The sequence below is a fragment of the Pseudomonas sp. KBS0707 genome (genome assembly GCF_005937945.2).
Lineage (GTDB): Bacteria > Pseudomonadota > Gammaproteobacteria > Pseudomonadales > Pseudomonadaceae > Aquipseudomonas > Aquipseudomonas amygdali.
On sequence record NZ_CP041754.1, the window covers coordinates 2243812 to 2260776 of the forward strand.

The following is a 16965-nucleotide window of genomic DNA, read 5'->3' on the forward strand; positions in this document are numbered from 1 at the left end:
ATCTGTTACACCGTTGCACTGAAGTGGCTGCGGCGCAGGCTTCAACCGGCGCCGTAGTTTTAACCTGAGCAGTAGCTCGCAAAGCTGCCGCTCTTATTTTGAAGAAATGAGACCAGCAGGGGCATCCGGGCTGGTACCCGGACTATCTGCGTGATCCCTGGTGACTTGATACAGTCGCTGCACACGACTATTTCAGGATTGCTCTGGTGTCTTCGCCGGTGGTGTCCCCTTACCGAGGGTGACCAAGCATGCAAGAAAGCGTGATGCAGCGCATGTGGAACAGTGCCCACCTATCCGGTGGTAACGCTGCCTATGTGGAAGAGCTCTATGAGCTTTACCTGCACGACCCTAACGCTGTGCCAGAAGAATGGCGCACCTACTTTCAGAAGTTGCCAGCAGACGGCAGCTCTGCCACTGATGTATCGCACTCGACTATTCGCGATCATTTCGTGTTGCTGGCCAAAAACCAGCGCCGCGCTCAACCGGTGTCCGCCGGCAGTGTGAGCAGCGAACACGAGAAGAAGCAGGTTGAAGTGCTGCGACTGATCCAGGCGTATCGGATGCGTGGCCACCAGGCTGCTCAGCTCGATCCGTTGGGCCTTTGGCAGCGCCCTGCGCCTGCGGATCTGTCGATCAATCATTACGGCTTGACCAATGCCGATCTTGATACGACCTTCCGTGCCGGCGACCTGTTCATCGGCAAAGAGGAAGCGAGCCTACGCGAAATTCATGAAGCGTTGCAGCAGACATATTGTCGCACCATCGGCTCCGAGTTCACCCACATCGTGGATTCCGAGCAGCGCAACTGGTTCATGCAGCGTCTTGAGAGTGTTCGCGGCCGTCCAGCGTTCTCGGCTGATATCCAGAGCCATCTGCTCGAGCGTGTCACCGCAGCCGAAGGTCTCGAGAAGTATCTGGGTACCAAATATCCGGGTACCAAGCGCTTCGGTCTGGAAGGTGGCGAAAGCCTGATCCCGATGCTCGACGAGCTGATTCAGCGTTCCGGGTCCTATGGCACCAAGGAAGTCGTGATCGGTATGGCCCACCGCGGCCGCCTGAACGTACTGGTCAACACCTTCGGCAAGAACCCGCGCGACCTGTTCGACGAGTTCGAAGGCAAGAAAAAAGTGGAACTAGGTTCCGGTGACGTCAAATATCACCAGGGTTTCTCTTCCAACGTCATGACCGCAGGCGGTGAGGTTCACCTTGCCATGGCATTCAACCCGTCTCACCTGGAGATCGTTTCTCCGGTGGTCGAGGGGTCGGTGCGTGCGCGTCAGGATCGTCGCAACGATCCTAACGGTGACAAGGTTCTGCCGATTTCCCTCCACGGCGACGCGGCCTTTGCCGGTCAGGGCGTGGTCATGGAAACCTTCCAGATGTCGCAGACCCGCGGCTTCAAGACGGGCGGCACGATCCACATCGTCATCAACAACCAGGTGGGCTTCACCATCAGCAACCCGCTGGACTCGCGTTCGACCGAGTACGCCACCGACGTTGCCAAGATGATCCAGGCGCCGATCCTCCATGTGAATGGTGATGATCCGGAAGCCGTGATGTTCGTGACCCAGCTGGCGATCGATTACCGCATGCAGTTCAAGCGCGATATCGTGATCGATCTCGTCTGCTACCGTCGCCGCGGTCACAACGAAGCTGACGAGCCTAGCGGCACTCAGCCTCTGATGTATCAGCAGATCACCAAGCAGCGCACCACCCGTGAGCTGTATGCCGAGCATCTGATCAAGACCGGCATTCTCGATGAGGCCCGTGTTCAGGCCAAGGTCGATGATTACCGCAGCGCGCTGGACAATGGTCTGCACGTAGTGAAAAGCCTGGTCAAGGAGCCGAACAAGGAATTGTTCGTCGACTGGCGTCCGTATCTGGGCCACGCCTGGACTGCGCGTCACGACACCCGCTTCGATCTCAAGACCCTGCAGGAACTGTCCGCCAAGCTGATGGAACTGCCGGAAGGCTTCGTCGTGCAGCGTCAGGTTCAGAAGATCTACGAAGACCGTCAGAAGATGCAGGCCGGTGGCTTGCCGATCAACTGGGGTTACGCCGAAACCATGGCATACGCCACGCTGGCGTTCGAAGGTCACCCGATCCGTATGACAGGGCAGGACATCGGTCGCGGTACGTTCTCGCACCGCCACGCCGTACTGCACAACCAGAAAGACGCCGGGACCTATATCCCGCTGCAGAATCTGTACTCCGGTCAGCCGCGTTTCGACCTGTACGACTCGTTCCTTTCGGAAGAGGCCGTGCTGGCGTTCGAATACGGTTACTCGACCACCCAGCCGGATGCACTGGTTATCTGGGAAGCGCAGTTCGGCGACTTCGCCAACGGTGCCCAGGTGGTTGTCGACCAGTTCATCACCAGCGGTGAACACAAGTGGGGCCGTCTGTGCGGTCTGACCATGCTGTTGCCTCACGGCTACGAAGGGCAGGGGCCAGAGCACTCGTCGGCACGTCTTGAGCGTTATCTGCAATTGTGTGCCGAGCACAACATTCAGGTGTGCGTGCCAACGACTCCGGCGCAGATCTACCATTTGCTGCGTCGTCAGGTCATCCGTCCGCTGCGCAAGCCGCTGATCGTGCTGACTCCCAAGTCATTGCTGCGTCACAAACTGGCTGTTTCGACCCTGGAAGATCTGGCCGAAGGCTCGTTCCAGACCGTCATTCCGGAAATCGATGCCCTCGATCCGGCCAAGGTCACGCGTCTGGTGCTGTGCAGCGGCAAGGTTTACTACGACCTGCTGGAAAAACGCCGTGCCGAAGGGCGTGAAGACATTGCCATCGTTCGTATCGAGCAGCTGTACCCGTTCCCTGAAGACGACCTGATGGAAACCATCGCGCCGTACACCAACCTGCAGCATGTGGTCTGGTGTCAGGAAGAACCGATGAACCAGGGTGCCTGGTACAGCAGTCAGCACCATCTGCGCCGCAGCATGGGCAACCACAAACGTGAACTCGTTCTTGAGTACGCCGGTCGTGACGCCTCTGCCGCTCCAGCCTGTGGTTACGCTTCGATGCACGCCGAGCAGCAGGAAAAACTGTTGCAAGATGCCTTCACTGTTTAACGCCTTCGAGCATTAGAAACCGAATTAAGGAATTACAGATAATGGCTATCGAGATCAAAGCCCCCTCTTTCCCGGAATCCGTTGCCGATGGCACCATTTCCAAGTGGTACAAAAAAGAGGGTGATGCGGTAAAACGGGACGAGATGCTGGTCGATATCGAGACTGACAAGGTTGTTCTGGAAGTATTGGCCGAAGCTGACGGCGTGATGGGCTCGATCACCAAGGAAGAGGGCGCTATCGTCCTCTCCAACGAAGTGCTTGGCACTTTGAATGATGGTGCCACGGCATCTGCTGCTACAGCACCTGCTGCTGCGCCTGCCTCGGCACCCGCCGCTGCACCGGCTGCCGCTGGCGAAGAAGACCCGATTGCTGCGCCTGCTGCGCGTCAACTCGCTGAAGAAAACGGTATCAACCTGGCCAGCGTCAAAGGCACTGGTAAAGACGGCCGTATCACCAAGGAAGACGTGGTCGCTGCCGTTGAAGCGAAGAAATCCGCTCCAGCCGCTGCTCCTGCTGCCAAACCTGCTGCCGCTGCCGCACCGGTTGTCGCTGCTGGTGACCGCACCGAGAAGCGCGTGCCGATGACTCGTGTACGTGCAACCGTTGCCAAGCGTCTGGTCGAAGCCCAGTCGAACATGGCCATGCTGACTACGTTCAACGAAGTCGACATGACCGAAGTCATGGCGCTGCGTTCGAAGTACAAGGACCTGTTCGAGAAGTCGCACAACGGCGTACGTCTGGGCTTCATGTCGTTCTTCGTCAAGGCTGCTACCGAGGCGCTGAAACGCTTCCCGGCTGTCAACGCGTCGATCGACGGCTCCGACATCGTCTACCACGGCTACGCCGACGTCGGTGTTGCAGTGTCCAGCGACCGTGGTCTGGTTGTACCGGTTCTGCGTAACGCCGAGCACATGAGCCTGGCTGAAATTGAAGGCGGCATCGCCACCTTCGGCAAGAAGGCCCGTGATGGCAAACTGTCCATCGACGAGATGACCGGTGGCACCTTCACGATCACTAATGGTGGTACTTTCGGTTCGATGATGTCGACGCCGATCGTCAACCCGCCACAGGCTGCAATTCTGGGCATGCACAACATTCTTCAGCGCCCGATGGCAGTCAACGGTCAGGTAGTGATTCGTCCGATGATGTATCTGGCATTGTCGTACGATCACCGTTTGATTGACGGCAAGGAAGCGGTAACCTTCCTCGTGACCATCAAGAACCTGCTGGAAGATCCGGCTCGTCTGTTGCTGGATATCTGATGAGGCAGCCCGTGGTTGCAAGCTTCAAGCTTCAAGTCAGAAGCGATAAAGCGTGCAGCCGGGGCTGGTGTGTTTCACCTGATTAATAGGTCGCAAGTCGTTTTTGCCTGATCGCGGATCGACTTGCAGCTTGCAGCTAAAAGCTCGCAGCTAAAGAGGAACTCTTTGTTATGTCCCAGAAATTCGACGTGGTAGTGATTGGCGCAGGCCCTGGCGGTTATGTTGCCGCCATCAAGGCTGCGCAACTTGGTCTCAAGACTGCCTGCATCGAGAAGTACCAGGACAAGGAGGGCAAACTGGCCCTCGGTGGTACCTGCCTCAACGTTGGTTGCATTCCTTCCAAGGCGCTTCTCGACAGCTCCTGGAAGTTCTATGAAGCCAAGAACGGCTTCAGCGTGCACGGCATCTCGACATCTGAAGTGAACATCGATGTGCCGGCCATGATCGGTCGCAAGTCGACTATCGTCAAAGGCCTGACCGGCGGCGTTGCCAGCCTGTTCAAAGCCAATGGCGTGACCACTCTGCAAGGCCACGGCAAACTGCTGGCTGGCAAGAAGGTTGAGCTGACAGCTGCCGACGGCACCGTTGAAATCATCGAAGCTGACCATGTGATTCTGGCTTCGGGCTCGCGTCCTATCGACATCCCGCCAGCTCCGGTTGACCAGAAAGTCATCGTCGATTCGACCGGCGCTCTGGAATTCCAACAGGTTCCACAGCGTCTGGGCGTCATCGGCGCTGGCGTGATCGGCCTGGAGCTGGGCTCTGTATGGGCTCGCCTTGGCGCTCAGGTCACTGTTCTGGAAGCACTGGACAAGTTCATTCCGGCAGCTGACGAAGCAGTTTCCAAGGAAGCGCTGAAAACCTTCACCAAACAAGGTCTGGACATCAAGCTGGGCGCTCGCGTGACCGGTTCCAAGGTCGAAGGCGAAGAAGTGGTGGTCAGCTACACCGACGCCGCTGGCGAGCAGTCGATTACCTTTGATCGTCTGATCGTTGCCGTTGGCCGTCGTCCAGTGACCACTGACCTGCTGGCATCGGACAGCGGCGTTGATCTGGACGAGCGCGGTTTCATCTACGTTGACGACTACTGCACCACCAGCGTTCCTGGCGTATACGCCATCGGTGACGTGGTGCGTGGCCTGATGCTGGCACACAAGGCGTCGGAAGAAGGCATCATGGTTGTCGAGCGCATCAAGGGTCACAAGGCTCAGATGAACTACAACCTGATCCCGTCGGTTATCTACACCCACCCGGAAATCGCCTGGGTCGGCAAGACCGAGCAGACGCTCAAGGCCGAAGGCGTTGAAGTCAATGTCGGTACGTTCCCGTTCGCGGCCAGTGGCCGTGCCATGGCAGCCAACGACACCGGCGGCTTCGTCAAGATCATTGCCGACGCCAAGACTGACCGCGTACTGGGTGTTCACGTTATTGGTCCAAGCGCTGCCGAACTGGTACAGCAGGGCGCAATCGCGATGGAATTCGGCAGCAGCGCAGAAGACATCGGCATGATGGTCTTCTCGCACCCGACCCTGTCCGAAGCGCTGCATGAAGCTGCACTGGCTGTGAATGGCGGCGCCATCCATATCCAGAATCGCAAGAAACGCTGAGACAACAAGAGAAACCACGGCGCAGTGCCCGTCGTTGGCCTTGCAAGCAGGGCTTACCGCGGAATCTGCGCCGGACTCGACCTCTCAGGCGGCTTCACGAGTGTCCCACGGCACTTGCGGAGTTCACCCGGAGTAGCGGTCACAGGTGGTGCGGCACGCTGACGTGCAGCACCGAATGCGCAGTACCTAAACGAAGACGGTAATAAGCATGAATCTTCACGAGTATCAGGGTAAGCAGCTGTTCGCTGAGTACGGCCTGCCAGTATCCAAGGGTTACGCGGTAGACACCCCGGAAGCAGCAGCAGAAGCCTGCGACAAGATCGGCGGAACCGAGTGGGTCGTCAAAGCCCAGGTTCACGCAGGTGGTCGCGGTAAAGCGGGCGGCGTAAAGCTGGTTCGCAGCAAGGAAGACGCTGCAGCGTTCGCTCAACAGTGGTTGGGCAAGCGCCTGGTGACTTACCAGACTGACGCCAACGGTCAGCCAGTGACCAAGATCCTGGTCGAATCGTGCACCCACATCGCCAAAGAGCTGTATCTGGGCGCTGTGGTCGATCGTTCCAGCCGTCGTATCGTGTTCATGGCTTCCACCGAAGGTGGCGTGGACATCGAGAAGATCGCTCACGACACCCCTGAAAAGATTCTCAAGGCCACGATCGACCCACTGGTCGGCGCTCAGCCGTTCCAGGGCCGCGATCTGGCATTCCAGCTGGGTCTGGAAGGCAAGCAGGTCACTCAGTTCGCCAAGATCTTCACCGGTCTGGCCAAGCTGTTCCAGGACCATGACCTGGCCCTGCTGGAAGTGAACCCGCTGGTGATCAAGGCTGACGGCGATCTGCACTGCCTGGACGCCAAGATCAACATCGACGCCAACGCCATGTACCGTCAGCCAAAGCTGAAGGGCTTCCATGATCCTTCGCAGGACGATCCTCGCGAAGCTCACGCCGCCAAGTTCGAACTGAACTACGTAGCGCTGGAAGGCAACATCGGCTGCATGGTCAACGGTGCTGGCCTGGCCATGGGTACCATGGACATCGTCAACCTGCATGGCGGCAAGCCTGCAAACTTCCTTGACGTTGGCGGTGGTGCCACCAAGGAACGCGTTACCGAAGCGTTCAAGATCATCCTGTCCGACACCAACGTCGCCGCAGTACTGGTCAACATCTTCGGCGGCATCGTTCGTTGCGACATGATTGCCGAAGGCATCATCGGTGCAGTGAAAGAAGTCGGCGTGAAAATCCCGGTTGTTGTTCGCCTTGAAGGTAACAACGCTGAACTGGGCGCTAAAGTACTGGCAGAAAGCGGTTTGAACATCATCGCTGCGACCAGCCTGACCGACGCTGCTCAACAAGTTGTCAAAGCCGCGGAGGGCAAGTAATGAGCGTCCTGATCAATAAAGACACCAAGGTTATCTGCCAGGGTTTCACTGGTTCGCAAGGTACCTTCCACTCCGAGCAAGCCATTGCCTACGGCACCAAAATGGTTGGCGGCGTGACTCCAGGCAAGGGCGGCACCACGCACCTGAACCTGCCAGTGTTCAACACTGTGAAAGAAGCCGTAGACACCACTGGCGCTACTGCCAGCGTCATCTATGTTCCGGCTCCTTTCTGCAAGGATTCCATCCTTGAAGCAGCGTTCGGCGGCATCAAGCTGATCGTCTGCATCACCGAAGGCATCCCGACCATCGACATGCTGGAAGCCAAGGTCAAGTGCGACGAGCTGGGTGTGATCCTGATCGGTCCTAACTGCCCAGGCGTCATCACTCCGGGCGAGTGCAAGATCGGCATCATGCCAGGTCACATTCACTTGCCAGGCAAGGTAGGCATCGTGTCGCGTTCCGGCACCCTGACCTACGAAGCTGTGAAGCAGACCACTGACGCCGGTTTCGGTCAGTCCACCTGTGTAGGTATCGGTGGTGACCCGATCCCTGGTTCGAACTTCATAGACATCCTGAAGCTGTTCCAGGAAGACCCGAAGACCGAAGCGATCGTCATGATCGGCGAGATCGGCGGTTCGGCTGAAGAAGAAGCGGCTGCCTACATCAAGGCACACGTGACCAAGCCGGTTGTTTCCTACATTGCTGGTGTGACTGCTCCTCCGGGCAAGCGCATGGGCCATGCCGGTGCAATCATCTCGGGTGGTAAAGGTACTGCAGACGAGAAATTCGCTGCACTGCAGGACGCTGGTGTAAAAACCGTGCGCTCCCTGGCAGACATCGGCAAGGCCCTGGCCGAGCTGACTGGCTGGCCAACCAAGTAAGCTTCACTGTTTGCTGATCAGGTAAGCTCGCTTGCCTGATTCGAGCAATCGACAAAAGCCACCTTCGGGTGGCTTTTGTTTGGGCGCCTGAAAAGGTTCGCCTTACCCGGTCTGGTTCACCTGGACCTCTCATTGCCGGCATTTCCAACTGTCTTGGGCTTTCCATCCGCCAACAAACGGTGCGTCGTCGGCTGGCGCGCCCTGAGTCAGTGCATTTTCGGTCGAAGTTGGCTAGCCTGTCCGCCGTTTTTGCGTTGCCCTCACGAGGGGCGTTTCGCAAGGTACTGCCACGTCTTACGCCGACGGGCTGCGTCTGCCCCATTCATGGGTTACGTCCCATCCCTTATTTCGATTCCGTGTGGTCCCTCGTAATGAAAGTGTTGAAAGGCCAGGACATCCTGGCACTCGGTTTTATGACATTTGCCCTGTTTGTCGGGGCTGGCAACATTATCTTCCCTCCTATTGTCGGCCTGCAGGCCGGACCACATGTCTGGATGGCGGCGCTGGGCTTTCTGGTCACGGCGGTCGGGCTGCCGGTCGTTACGGTGATTGCTCTGGCCAGGGTAGGGGGGGCAATGGATGCCCTGAGCAGCCCGATCGGCAAGATTGCCGGCGGGGCGCTCGCAGCCGTCTGCTATCTGGCGGTCGGCCCGCTGTTCGCGACCCCGCGTACCGCGACCGTCTCGTTTGAAGTCGGCCTGGCACCTCTGACCGGTGACACTCCAGTCGCGTTGTTCCTCTACAGCCTGGCGTATTTTCTGGTGGTGTTCTGGGTTTCGTTGTATCCGGGGCGCTTGCTCGACACGGTCGGGCGCTTTTTGGCACCGCTCAAGATTATCGCCCTTGCAGTACTGGGGATCGCGGCATTCGCATTACCCGCAGGCGGAATAGGCGAGGCTGAGCCCGCCTATGCCGTTGCGCCGTTTTCCCAGGGTTTCATCAATGGTTATCTGACCATGGATACCCTCGGGGCGCTGGTCTTCGGGATTGTCATCGTCAATGCCATTCGCTCTCGTGGTGTCGAGTCACCCCGTCTGATTACGCGCTACGCGATCATTGCCGGGCTCATTGCCGGTGTCGGGCTGGCGCTGGTGTATGTCAGCCTGTTTCGCCTGGGTTCCGGCAGCCATGCGGTCGCGGCAGGCGCAAGCAACGGCGCGGCGGTTCTGCATGCCTACGTGCAGCACACCTTCGGTTCATTGGGCAGCGGTTTTCTCGCCGTGCTGATTTCATTGGCGTGTCTGGTGACTGCGGTAGGCCTGACCTGTGCCTGTGCTGAATACTTTGCCAAGGTGCTGCCGCTGTCCTACCGGACGCTAGTGATCATCCTGGCGGTGTTCTCGCTGCTGGTATCCAATCTGGGGCTGACCAAGCTGATCCAGTTTTCGATTCCGGTACTCACCGCTATCTATCCACCGTGTATCGTGCTGGTCGCGCTGAGCTTCTGCAAAGGCCTCTGGCAGAGCCAGGGACGGGTTGTTGCACCGGTGATGCTGATATCGCTCATCTTTGGCCTGATCGACGCGCTGAAGGGTGCCGGTTTTACTGACTATCTGCCAGGTGTGCTGACCAGTCTGCCGCTGAGTGATCAAGGCCTGGCATGGCTGGTGCCCTCGGTAATCACGCTGGCGGGCGCTGTAGCCGTTGACAGGCTCATGGGCAAGCGCAGCGAGGCGCTGGCTTGAAGTCGGTACACGATGCAATGTCGAACTGACGTTACGTGCCAAGTGAAACGAGTTAAATGAAAAAGCCCGCTTTAAGCGGGCTTTTTTAGTTCTGTAAGCGTTTCAGCCTTACTTGGTGGCTGGCGCTGCTTCTGGCGCTTTGTTGGCGTTCTCATTGGTACGCTGCTGAGCGGCTTCAGCGTTCTTCTGAGCGGCTTCCTGGCTTTCCTTGGCCGCGTCATTCACTTTTTCCTGAGCCTTTTCCATCGACTCCTGGGACTGCTGAGCTGCCTTGTTGGCATCTTGCTGAGTGTTTTCGGACTTTTTGTCACAGGCGGCAAGGCCCAGGGTGGCAGAAAGCATCAAGGCATAGGCTAAAGATTTACGCATGGGGTGTTTCTCCTTATTGAGTGTTCACGAGGCTAAGAGCCTGCCGTCGTGAGTTAAGTTCCACCCGTGATGACAATATCGGAGGCCGTTGTTTCGCGGTCGTTACAGGCCGATGGCGCTGTGCCGATTGCGGACAGTTCTGGCGAGCACCCACCAACGCAATGCGTGCGGTATCCGGCGCATGAAACACGCTCCGCGCATCATTGGCTCTTGAAATCCCCGACCCAGCCCCCACCTTGATGACTACCCGCTGTCACACGGGCTTATGCCTGATCGTGACGGCTTATACCATCCAGATCGGAGTTTGATGATTATGAGTGTGGAAACTCAAAAGGAAACCCTGGGCTTCCAGACCGAGGTAAAGCAACTGCTGCACCTCATGATCCATTCGCTGTATTCCAACAAGGAAATTTTCCTTCGCGAATTGATCTCGAACGCGTCTGACGCGGTCGACAAATTGCGTTTTGAAGCGTTGTCCAAGCCGGAGTTGCTGGAAGGCGGCGCCGAGCTGAAAATTCGTGTGAGCTTCGACAAGGACGCGAAGACCGTTACGCTTGAAGACAACGGCATCGGTATGAGCCGTGAAGACGTGATCACCCACCTGGGCACGATCGCCAAGTCCGGCACCGCTGATTTCATGAAAAACCTGTCGGGCGACCAGAAGAAGGACTCGCACCTGATCGGTCAGTTCGGCGTGGGTTTCTATTCGGCATTCATCGTTGCCGATCAGGTCGAAGTGTTCAGCCGTCGTGCCGGCACGCCAGCGAATGAAGGCGTGCACTGGTCCTCCAAGGGCGAAGGCGAGTTCGAAGTCGCCACCGTCGACAAGGCTGATCGTGGCACCCGTATTGTTCTGCACCTGAAAAACGGTGAAGAGGAATTCGCTGACGGCTACCGCCTGCGTAACATCATCAAGAAATACTCCGACCATATCGCCTTGCCGATCGAGCTGCCCAAAGAGCAGGCTCCGGCAGCCGAAGGCGAGGAGGTACCGGCGCTGGAGTGGGAAACCGTCAACCGCGCCAGCGCCCTCTGGACCCGTCCGCGCACCGAGGTGAAGGATGAGGAGTATCAGGAGTTCTACAAGCATGTCGCGCATGACTACGAGAACCCGCTGAGCTGGAGCCATAACAAGGTCGAAGGCAAGCTGGAATACACTTCGCTGCTGTACGTGCCTGCGCGTGCTCCGTTTGATTTGTATCAGCGCGAAGCACCGCGCGGCCTGAAGCTCTATGTGCAGCGCGTGTTCGTGATGGATCAGGCCGAGTCGTTCCTGCCGCTGTACATGCGCTTCGTCAAGGGCGTGGTCGACTCCAATGACCTGTCGCTGAACGTTTCCCGCGAAATCCTGCAGAAGGACCCGATCATCGACTCGATGAAGTCGGCGTTGACCAAGCGCGTGCTGGACATGCTGGAGAAGCTGGCGAAAAACGAACCCGAGCAGTACAAGGGTTTCTGGAAAAACTTCGGCCAGGTCCTCAAGGAAGGTCCGGCAGAAGACTTCGCCAACAAGGAAAAAATCGCCGGTCTGCTGCGTTTCGCATCGACGTCCGACGACAGCGGTGAGCAGAGCGTTTCTCTGGCCGAGTACCTGGCGCGTGCCAAGGAAGGTCAGGACAAGATTTACTACCTCACTGGCGAATCCTACGCGCAGGTCAAGAACAGCCCGCACCTTGAAGTCTTCCGCAAGAAAGGCATCGAAGTGCTGCTGCTGACCGACCGTATCGACGAGTGGCTGATGAGCTACCTGAGCGATTTCGACGGCAAGGGCTTTGTGGATGTGGCGCGTGGCGACCTTGATCTGGGCAATCTTGACTCCGAAGAGGACAAGAAGGCTCAGGAAGAGATCGCCAAGGACAAAGAGGGCCTGATCGAGCGTCTGAAAGCTGCGCTGGGTGAGTCTGTGAGTGAGGTGCGTGTTTCCCATCGTCTGACCGATTCGCCTGCGATTCTGGCCATTGGCGAGCAGGACATGGGGCTGCAGATGCGTCAGATTCTGGAAGCCAGCGGTCAGAAGGTTCCGGACTCCAAGCCAATCTTCGAATTCAACCCGGCTCACCCGCTGATCGGCAAACTGGATGCCGAGCAGAGCGAAGAGCGCTTCGGCGATCTGTCGCACATCCTGTTCGATCAGGCGGCGCTGTCCGCCGGTGACAGCCTCAAGGATCCAGCCGCGTATGTGCGTCGTCTGAACAAGCTGTTGGTAGAACTGTCGGTTTGATAGCCGGTTGACAAGAAACCCGCCTCGGCGGGTTTTTTGTTTCAGTTCCCGCGACACGTTTTTCATCTCCCTAACGATCAGGAGTCAGTAATGAGCAGCAACATCGAAATTCGTTCTGTGGTCTATCAGATCGATGGCCAGACTTATGAAAGCCGTCTTGCGTACGACCCGAAAGCTAGCGCTGCACAGCCAGGGCTGCTGATGGCGCCTAACTGGATGGGTGTCAGCCAGGGCGCTGAAGATATCGCCAAAGCGGTCGCTGCGAAGGGTTATGTGGTGCTGCTGGCTGACCTTTACGGTCAGCAGATTCGCCCGAGTAACAATGATGAGGCGGGCGCTGCCATGATGCCGCTCAAGGACGATCGCGCGTTGTTGCGCAAGCGTATGCAAGCAGGCCTCGACCAGTTGTTGAGCCAGGCGGGTGTGTCTCTGGACTCAAGCAAGATCGCAACATTCGGTTTCTGCTTTGGTGGCTGCTGCTCGCTGGAGCTTGCGCGTACCGGGGCCGAGCTGAAGGCCGCCATTTCGTTCCACGGCACGCTGGACACGCCCAACCCGGCTGATGCGAAGAACATCAAGGGCTCGGTGCTGGTTCTCCACGGCGCGTCGGACCCGCTGGTGCCGAAAGAGCAGTTGCCTGCTTTTGAAGAGGAAATGAACGCCGCTGGTGTGGATTGGCAGCTGCACAGTTACGGTGGGGCATTCCATTCCTTCACCGACCCGCACGCCAATGTTCCCGGCATGATGATGTACGACGCCAAAGTGTCGAGCCGTGCGTTCAAGTCGATGCATGATTTGTTGAGCGAAGTGTTCGGCTGAAGGAACACCTATCGTCCCCTGGGGCGTGCAGGGGAACACTATCGTGCCCATGCTCCGCGTGGGTGCCGGTCTGGACGCTCTGCGTCCTCTTTCGACGCAGAGCGTCGTGAACTGCATTCCCATGCTGGAGCGTGAGGAACGAGCGGTGTTCTGAAGGTTGTAGGTACACCGGAGAGCATCATCGTGCCCATTCTCCGCCTGGGCATGTCGGAGAACACCAGCTACTTTGCCCGACTCATAAAAAAGGCGCCTCGAAGGGCGCCTTTTTTGTTGTTGCCAGGGCAGTATTACTTGCCTGCCCAGCGCTTCAACACCAGCGTAGCGTTGGTGCCACCGAAACCGAAGCTGTTGCTCATGACCAGGTCAAGCTTCGCATCTTCACGCGTCTTGAGCAGGATCGGCATGTCGGCAACTACCGGGTCCAGTTCGTCGATGTTCGCAGAGCCTGCGATGAAGTTGTTTTCCATCATCAGCAGGCAATAGATCGCTTCGTGAACACCGGCGGCACCCAGCGAGTGGCCCGACAGGCTCTTGGTGGAGCTGATCGCCGGAGCTTTGGCGCCGAATACTTCGCGCACGCCTTCCATTTCCTTGGCGTCGCCGACCGGAGTCGAGGTGCCGTGGGTATTAATGTAGTCAATGTCGCCGGAGTTGATATCACCCAGGGCCATCTGCATGCAGCGAATTGCACCTTCGCCGCTTGGCGCAACCATGTCGTAGCCGTCGGATGTAGCACCGTAGCCGACGATTTCGGCATAGATTTTAGCGCCGCGTGCCAGAGCGTGTTCCAGCTCTTCGACAACGACCATGCCGCCGCCACCGGCAATGACGAAACCGTCACGCTTGGCGTCGTAAGCGCGGGAGGCTTTTTCCGGCGTCTCGTTGTACTGAGTGGACAGTGCGCCCATTGCGTCGAACAGGAACGACTGGCTCCAGTGCTCTTCTTCGCCGCCACCGGCAAAGACGATGTCCTGTTTGCCCAGCTGGATCTGCTCGACAGCGTTGCCGATGCAGTGAGCGCTGGTGGCGCAGGCGGACGAAATGGAGTAGTTCACGCCCTTGATCTTGAACGGCGTGGCCAGGCAGGCCGAAACGGTGCTGCCCATGGTCCGCGTGACACGGTAAGGGCCGACGCGCTTGACGCCTTTTTCGCGCAGGGTATCCAGCGCTTCCATCTGGTTCAGGGTCGATGCGCCGCCGCTGCCAGCGATCAGGCCGGTACGCACGTTGGAAACCTGTTCCTCGGTAAGACCCGAATCAGTGATTGCGTCTTTCATCGCCAGGTAGGCATAAGCTGCCGCATGACCGACGAAGCGAAAGATCTTGCGATCGATCAGTTCTTCCAGATTCAGGTCGATGGAGCCGGAAACCTGGCTGCGCAGACCCATTTCGGCATATTCCGGGTTGAAGCGGATGCCAGGGCGGTTAGCACGCAGGTTAGCGGTGACGGTCTCTTTGTCATTGCCCAAGCAGGAAACAATACCCAGACCAGTGATAACGACGCGGCGCATGCGAGTACCCTTAGAAATTTTCAGTGGAAGTAAACACGCCGACCCGAAGGCCTTCGGCGGTATAGATTTCACGACCGTCGACACTCACTGAACCGTCGGCGATGGCCAGGTTCAGTTTGCCTTTCAGGACGCGCTTGATATGAATGTTGTAGGTGACTTTTTTGGCGGTAGGCAGCACCTGACCGAAAAACTTCACCTCGCCCGAGCCCAGGGCGCGGCCACGGCCGGGGTTGCCCTGCCAGCCAAGATAGAAACCAACCAGTTGCCACATGGCGTCAAGGCCCAGGCATCCAGGCATCACCGGATCACCTTCAAAGTGGCAGGCAAAAAACCACAGGTCCGGGTTGATATCCAGTTCGGCGACCAATTCACCCTTGCTGAACTTGCCACCTTCGTCGCTGATGTGTGTGATGCGATCGACCATCAGCATGTTGGGGGCGGGCAGTTGCGCATTACCTGGGCCGAACAGCTCGCCACGACTGCAGCGCAGCAGGTCTTCACGGGTAAAGGCGTGTTGTTTGGTCATGCGAGCTCCTCAATAATCTCGTGCGGCAGGTTGTGGCGTCACTGGCTAGAACGCTGGTCCTGTCGTACCAATTCGCCAGAACCCTGTCCGGCAGCCTACTCATAGACTGTTGCGTTGTAATGAAAGTCACAGCTCAGGTGGAAATCAAGGTACACCTGTTCACTGAATTTTGTCATTCAGCCGATTTTGCTGGCTGATTTGCGTGCCAAGACTGCCGCAATTTAACATTTATCGCCAGTCACAGGTGCGTCAAAGGGCAGCCAGCGGTGTAAAACCTGCTATAAATCAGCGTGTTTGAAAGGTTTAGCCAGGTAATCATCCATACCTGCCTGTAAACACGCGTCCCGATCACCCTGCAGTGCATTGGCAGTCAGGGCAATGATTGGGATTCGTTCCAGGCCGGAAAGTTGCCTGATTCGACGTGTGGCTTCATAGCCGTCCATGACCGGCAGTCGGCAATCCATGAGAATCAGTGCGTGGTTTCCCGCACTTGCCTTCATCACCGCTTCGGCGCCGTCCACCGCCACGTCGACTTTGCAACCCAGATTACGCAACATGGCCTGAACCACGGTGCGATTCACCGGGTTGTCCTCGACCAGCAATATGCTGCGCTCCTTGCCATGTGCATCGAGTACAGACAGCGGCTTGGCGATATCCACTGAAACATCGCGTGAAACGGGCAGCGGGATTTGCAGCGTGAACACAGAGCCCGAACCCTCCTGGCTCTCGGCACGCAATGTGCCGCCCATGCGTTCGGCAAGGGTACGGGCAATCGGCAGTCCCAACCCCGTGCCGCCGTAGCGCCTGGAAATCGAGCTGTCGGCCTGTTTGAACGCATCGAACATCGACTCCAGTCGCTCGGCGTCGATACCAATGCCGCTGTCATGCACTGCACAGGTAAAGTGCAGTTGGTCATTGTCGAGCATCGCCCATTGGGCGACAACGCTGACCTTGCCTTGCTCGGTAAATTTAAGTGCGTTGCCGATCAGATTCACCAGGATCTGCCTGATCCGGGTCGGGTCGCCCGTGACGGTCACTGTGTCCAGTCCAGGCTGAATATGCAGTTCCAGTAGCAGCTCGCGTTGCAGCGCGCTGTGGTTGAACGCGTGGGTCGAGGCACTGACCAGTTCGGCCAGGTTGAACGCTATGCCTTCCATTTGCAGGGCATCGCGTTCAATGCGGGAAAAATCGAGAATGTCGTTGATGACCCGTAGCAGATGCTCGGTTGACTCGGTCGCCAGCGTCGCATACTCGCTTTGCTCAGCGGTCATGCGCGTGGTTTCCATCAGTTGCAGCATGCCCAGTACGCCGTTCATGGGGGTTCGCAACTCGTGACTCATCATTGCCAGAAAATCCGACTTGGCGCGGTTGGCCTGTTCGGCTTCCTCACGTGTCTGGATCAACTGCGCCACCGAGCGCTGCTGTTCAAGGCTGGTGCGGTGCAGGTTCTCTGCCAGATTGTTGATGTGCCGCGCCAGTGCGCCTAACTCGGCATCGTCGCTGACCGGCAGGGGCACATGGTAGTCGCCCTGCTGAATCGCCTTGAGGGCTTCGCCCATTTCCTTGACGGGTCTTGACAGGCTCAAGGCCAGGCCGCGGGCCAGCAAAAAAGGGAGTATCAGTTTTTTT

General features: G+C 57.8%; 11 protein-coding genes and 1 pseudogene. 8 read left to right on the forward strand and 4 right to left on the reverse strand.

Annotated features, from left to right (window positions below; translation table 11 throughout):
- Positions 1-248 precede the first annotated feature (248 nt).
- From FFH21_RS10495 to brnQ, 6 genes are all read left to right on the forward strand, one after another.
- Entirely contained in the window at positions 249-3080 is a 2832-nt protein-coding gene (locus FFH21_RS10495) for a 2-oxoglutarate dehydrogenase E1 component (protein WP_004658941.1), read from the forward strand.
- Positions 3081-3121: 41 nt separating this feature from the next.
- Entirely contained in the window at positions 3122-4342 is a 1221-nt protein-coding gene (odhB, locus tag FFH21_RS10500; protein WP_011168317.1) for a 2-oxoglutarate dehydrogenase complex dihydrolipoyllysine-residue succinyltransferase, read from the forward strand.
- 170 nt (positions 4343-4512) lie between these two features.
- Positions 4513-5949, forward strand: coding sequence for a dihydrolipoyl dehydrogenase (gene lpdA, locus FFH21_RS10505; protein WP_004664698.1), 1437 nt, complete (start codon positions 4513-4515; stop codon positions 5947-5949).
- A 208-nt stretch (positions 5950-6157) separates the two neighbouring features.
- Entirely contained in the window at positions 6158-7324 is a 1167-nt protein-coding gene (gene sucC / locus FFH21_RS10510; protein WP_011168318.1) for an ADP-forming succinate--CoA ligase subunit beta, read from the forward strand.
- On the forward strand, positions 7324-8205 hold the full coding sequence (gene sucD / locus FFH21_RS10515; protein WP_004664700.1) for a succinate--CoA ligase subunit alpha: 882 nt from the start codon (positions 7324-7326) through the stop codon (positions 8203-8205). Before sucC ends, sucD begins: the two co-directional genes overlap by 1 nt.
- 371 nt (positions 8206-8576) lie before the next feature.
- Positions 8577-9890 (forward strand): branched-chain amino acid transport system II carrier protein, encoded by a 1314-nt coding sequence (gene brnQ, locus FFH21_RS10520; protein ID WP_011168319.1) that lies wholly within the window; start codon positions 8577-8579, stop codon positions 9888-9890.
- A 108-nt stretch (positions 9891-9998) separates the two neighbouring features.
- Here brnQ and FFH21_RS10525 read toward each other — a convergent pair whose 3' ends face one another.
- Positions 9999-10259, reverse strand: coding sequence for a lipoprotein (locus FFH21_RS10525; protein ID WP_002552985.1), 261 nt, complete (start codon positions 10257-10259; stop codon positions 9999-10001).
- A gap of 313 nt (positions 10260-10572) precedes the next feature.
- Between FFH21_RS10525 and htpG the strand changes: the two genes are divergently transcribed.
- Entirely contained in the window at positions 10573-12480 is a 1908-nt protein-coding gene (htpG, locus tag FFH21_RS10530; protein WP_011168320.1) for a molecular chaperone HtpG, read from the forward strand.
- Positions 12481-12570: 90 nt separating this feature from the next.
- Positions 12571-13299, forward strand: a complete 729-nt coding sequence (locus tag FFH21_RS10535; protein ID WP_011168321.1) for a dienelactone hydrolase family protein — start codon at positions 12571-12573, stop codon at positions 13297-13299.
- A gap of 287 nt (positions 13300-13586) precedes the next feature.
- Here the strand turns inward: FFH21_RS10535 and fabB are convergent, their stop codons facing one another.
- From fabB to FFH21_RS10555, 3 genes and pseudogenes are all read right to left on the reverse strand, one after another.
- Positions 13587-14810, reverse strand: coding sequence for a beta-ketoacyl-ACP synthase I (fabB, locus tag FFH21_RS10545; RefSeq protein ID WP_002552988.1), 1224 nt, complete (start codon positions 14808-14810; stop codon positions 13587-13589).
- 10 nt (positions 14811-14820) lie between these two features.
- Positions 14821-15336 carry a 3-hydroxyacyl-[acyl-carrier-protein] dehydratase FabA gene (fabA, locus tag FFH21_RS10550; RefSeq protein ID WP_002552989.1) on the reverse strand — a complete coding sequence of 172 codons (516 nt, stop codon included), beginning with the start codon at positions 15334-15336 and terminating at the stop codon, positions 14821-14823.
- Positions 15337-15614: 278 nt separating this feature from the next.
- A pseudogene (locus tag FFH21_RS10555) lies at positions 15615-16958 on the reverse strand (ATP-binding protein); the annotation flags it as partial.
- Positions 16959-16965 lie beyond the last annotated feature (7 nt).

Coding starts and splice junctions, on each gene's coding strand:
- sucD (WP_004664700.1), top strand. CDS start 7,324: ATGAGCGTCCTGATCAATAAAGACACCAAGGTTATCTGCCAGGGTTTC.
- fabA (WP_002552989.1), bottom strand. CDS start 15,336: ATGACCAAACAACACGCCTTTACCCGTGAAGACCTGCTGCGCTGCAGT.
- sucC (WP_011168318.1), top strand. CDS start 6,158: ATGAATCTTCACGAGTATCAGGGTAAGCAGCTGTTCGCTGAGTACGGC.
- fabB (WP_002552988.1), bottom strand. CDS start 14,810: ATGCGCCGCGTCGTTATCACTGGTCTGGGTATTGTTTCCTGCTTGGGC.
- brnQ (WP_011168319.1), top strand. CDS start 8,577: ATGAAAGTGTTGAAAGGCCAGGACATCCTGGCACTCGGTTTTATGACA.
- FFH21_RS10535 (WP_011168321.1), top strand. CDS start 12,571: ATGAGCAGCAACATCGAAATTCGTTCTGTGGTCTATCAGATCGATGGC.
- htpG (WP_011168320.1), top strand. CDS start 10,573: ATGAGTGTGGAAACTCAAAAGGAAACCCTGGGCTTCCAGACCGAGGTA.
- odhB (WP_011168317.1), top strand. CDS start 3,122: ATGGCTATCGAGATCAAAGCCCCCTCTTTCCCGGAATCCGTTGCCGAT.
- lpdA (WP_004664698.1), top strand. CDS start 4,513: ATGTCCCAGAAATTCGACGTGGTAGTGATTGGCGCAGGCCCTGGCGGT.
- FFH21_RS10525 (WP_002552985.1), bottom strand. CDS start 10,259: ATGCGTAAATCTTTAGCCTATGCCTTGATGCTTTCTGCCACCCTGGGC.
- FFH21_RS10495 (WP_004658941.1), top strand. CDS start 249: ATGCAAGAAAGCGTGATGCAGCGCATGTGGAACAGTGCCCACCTATCC.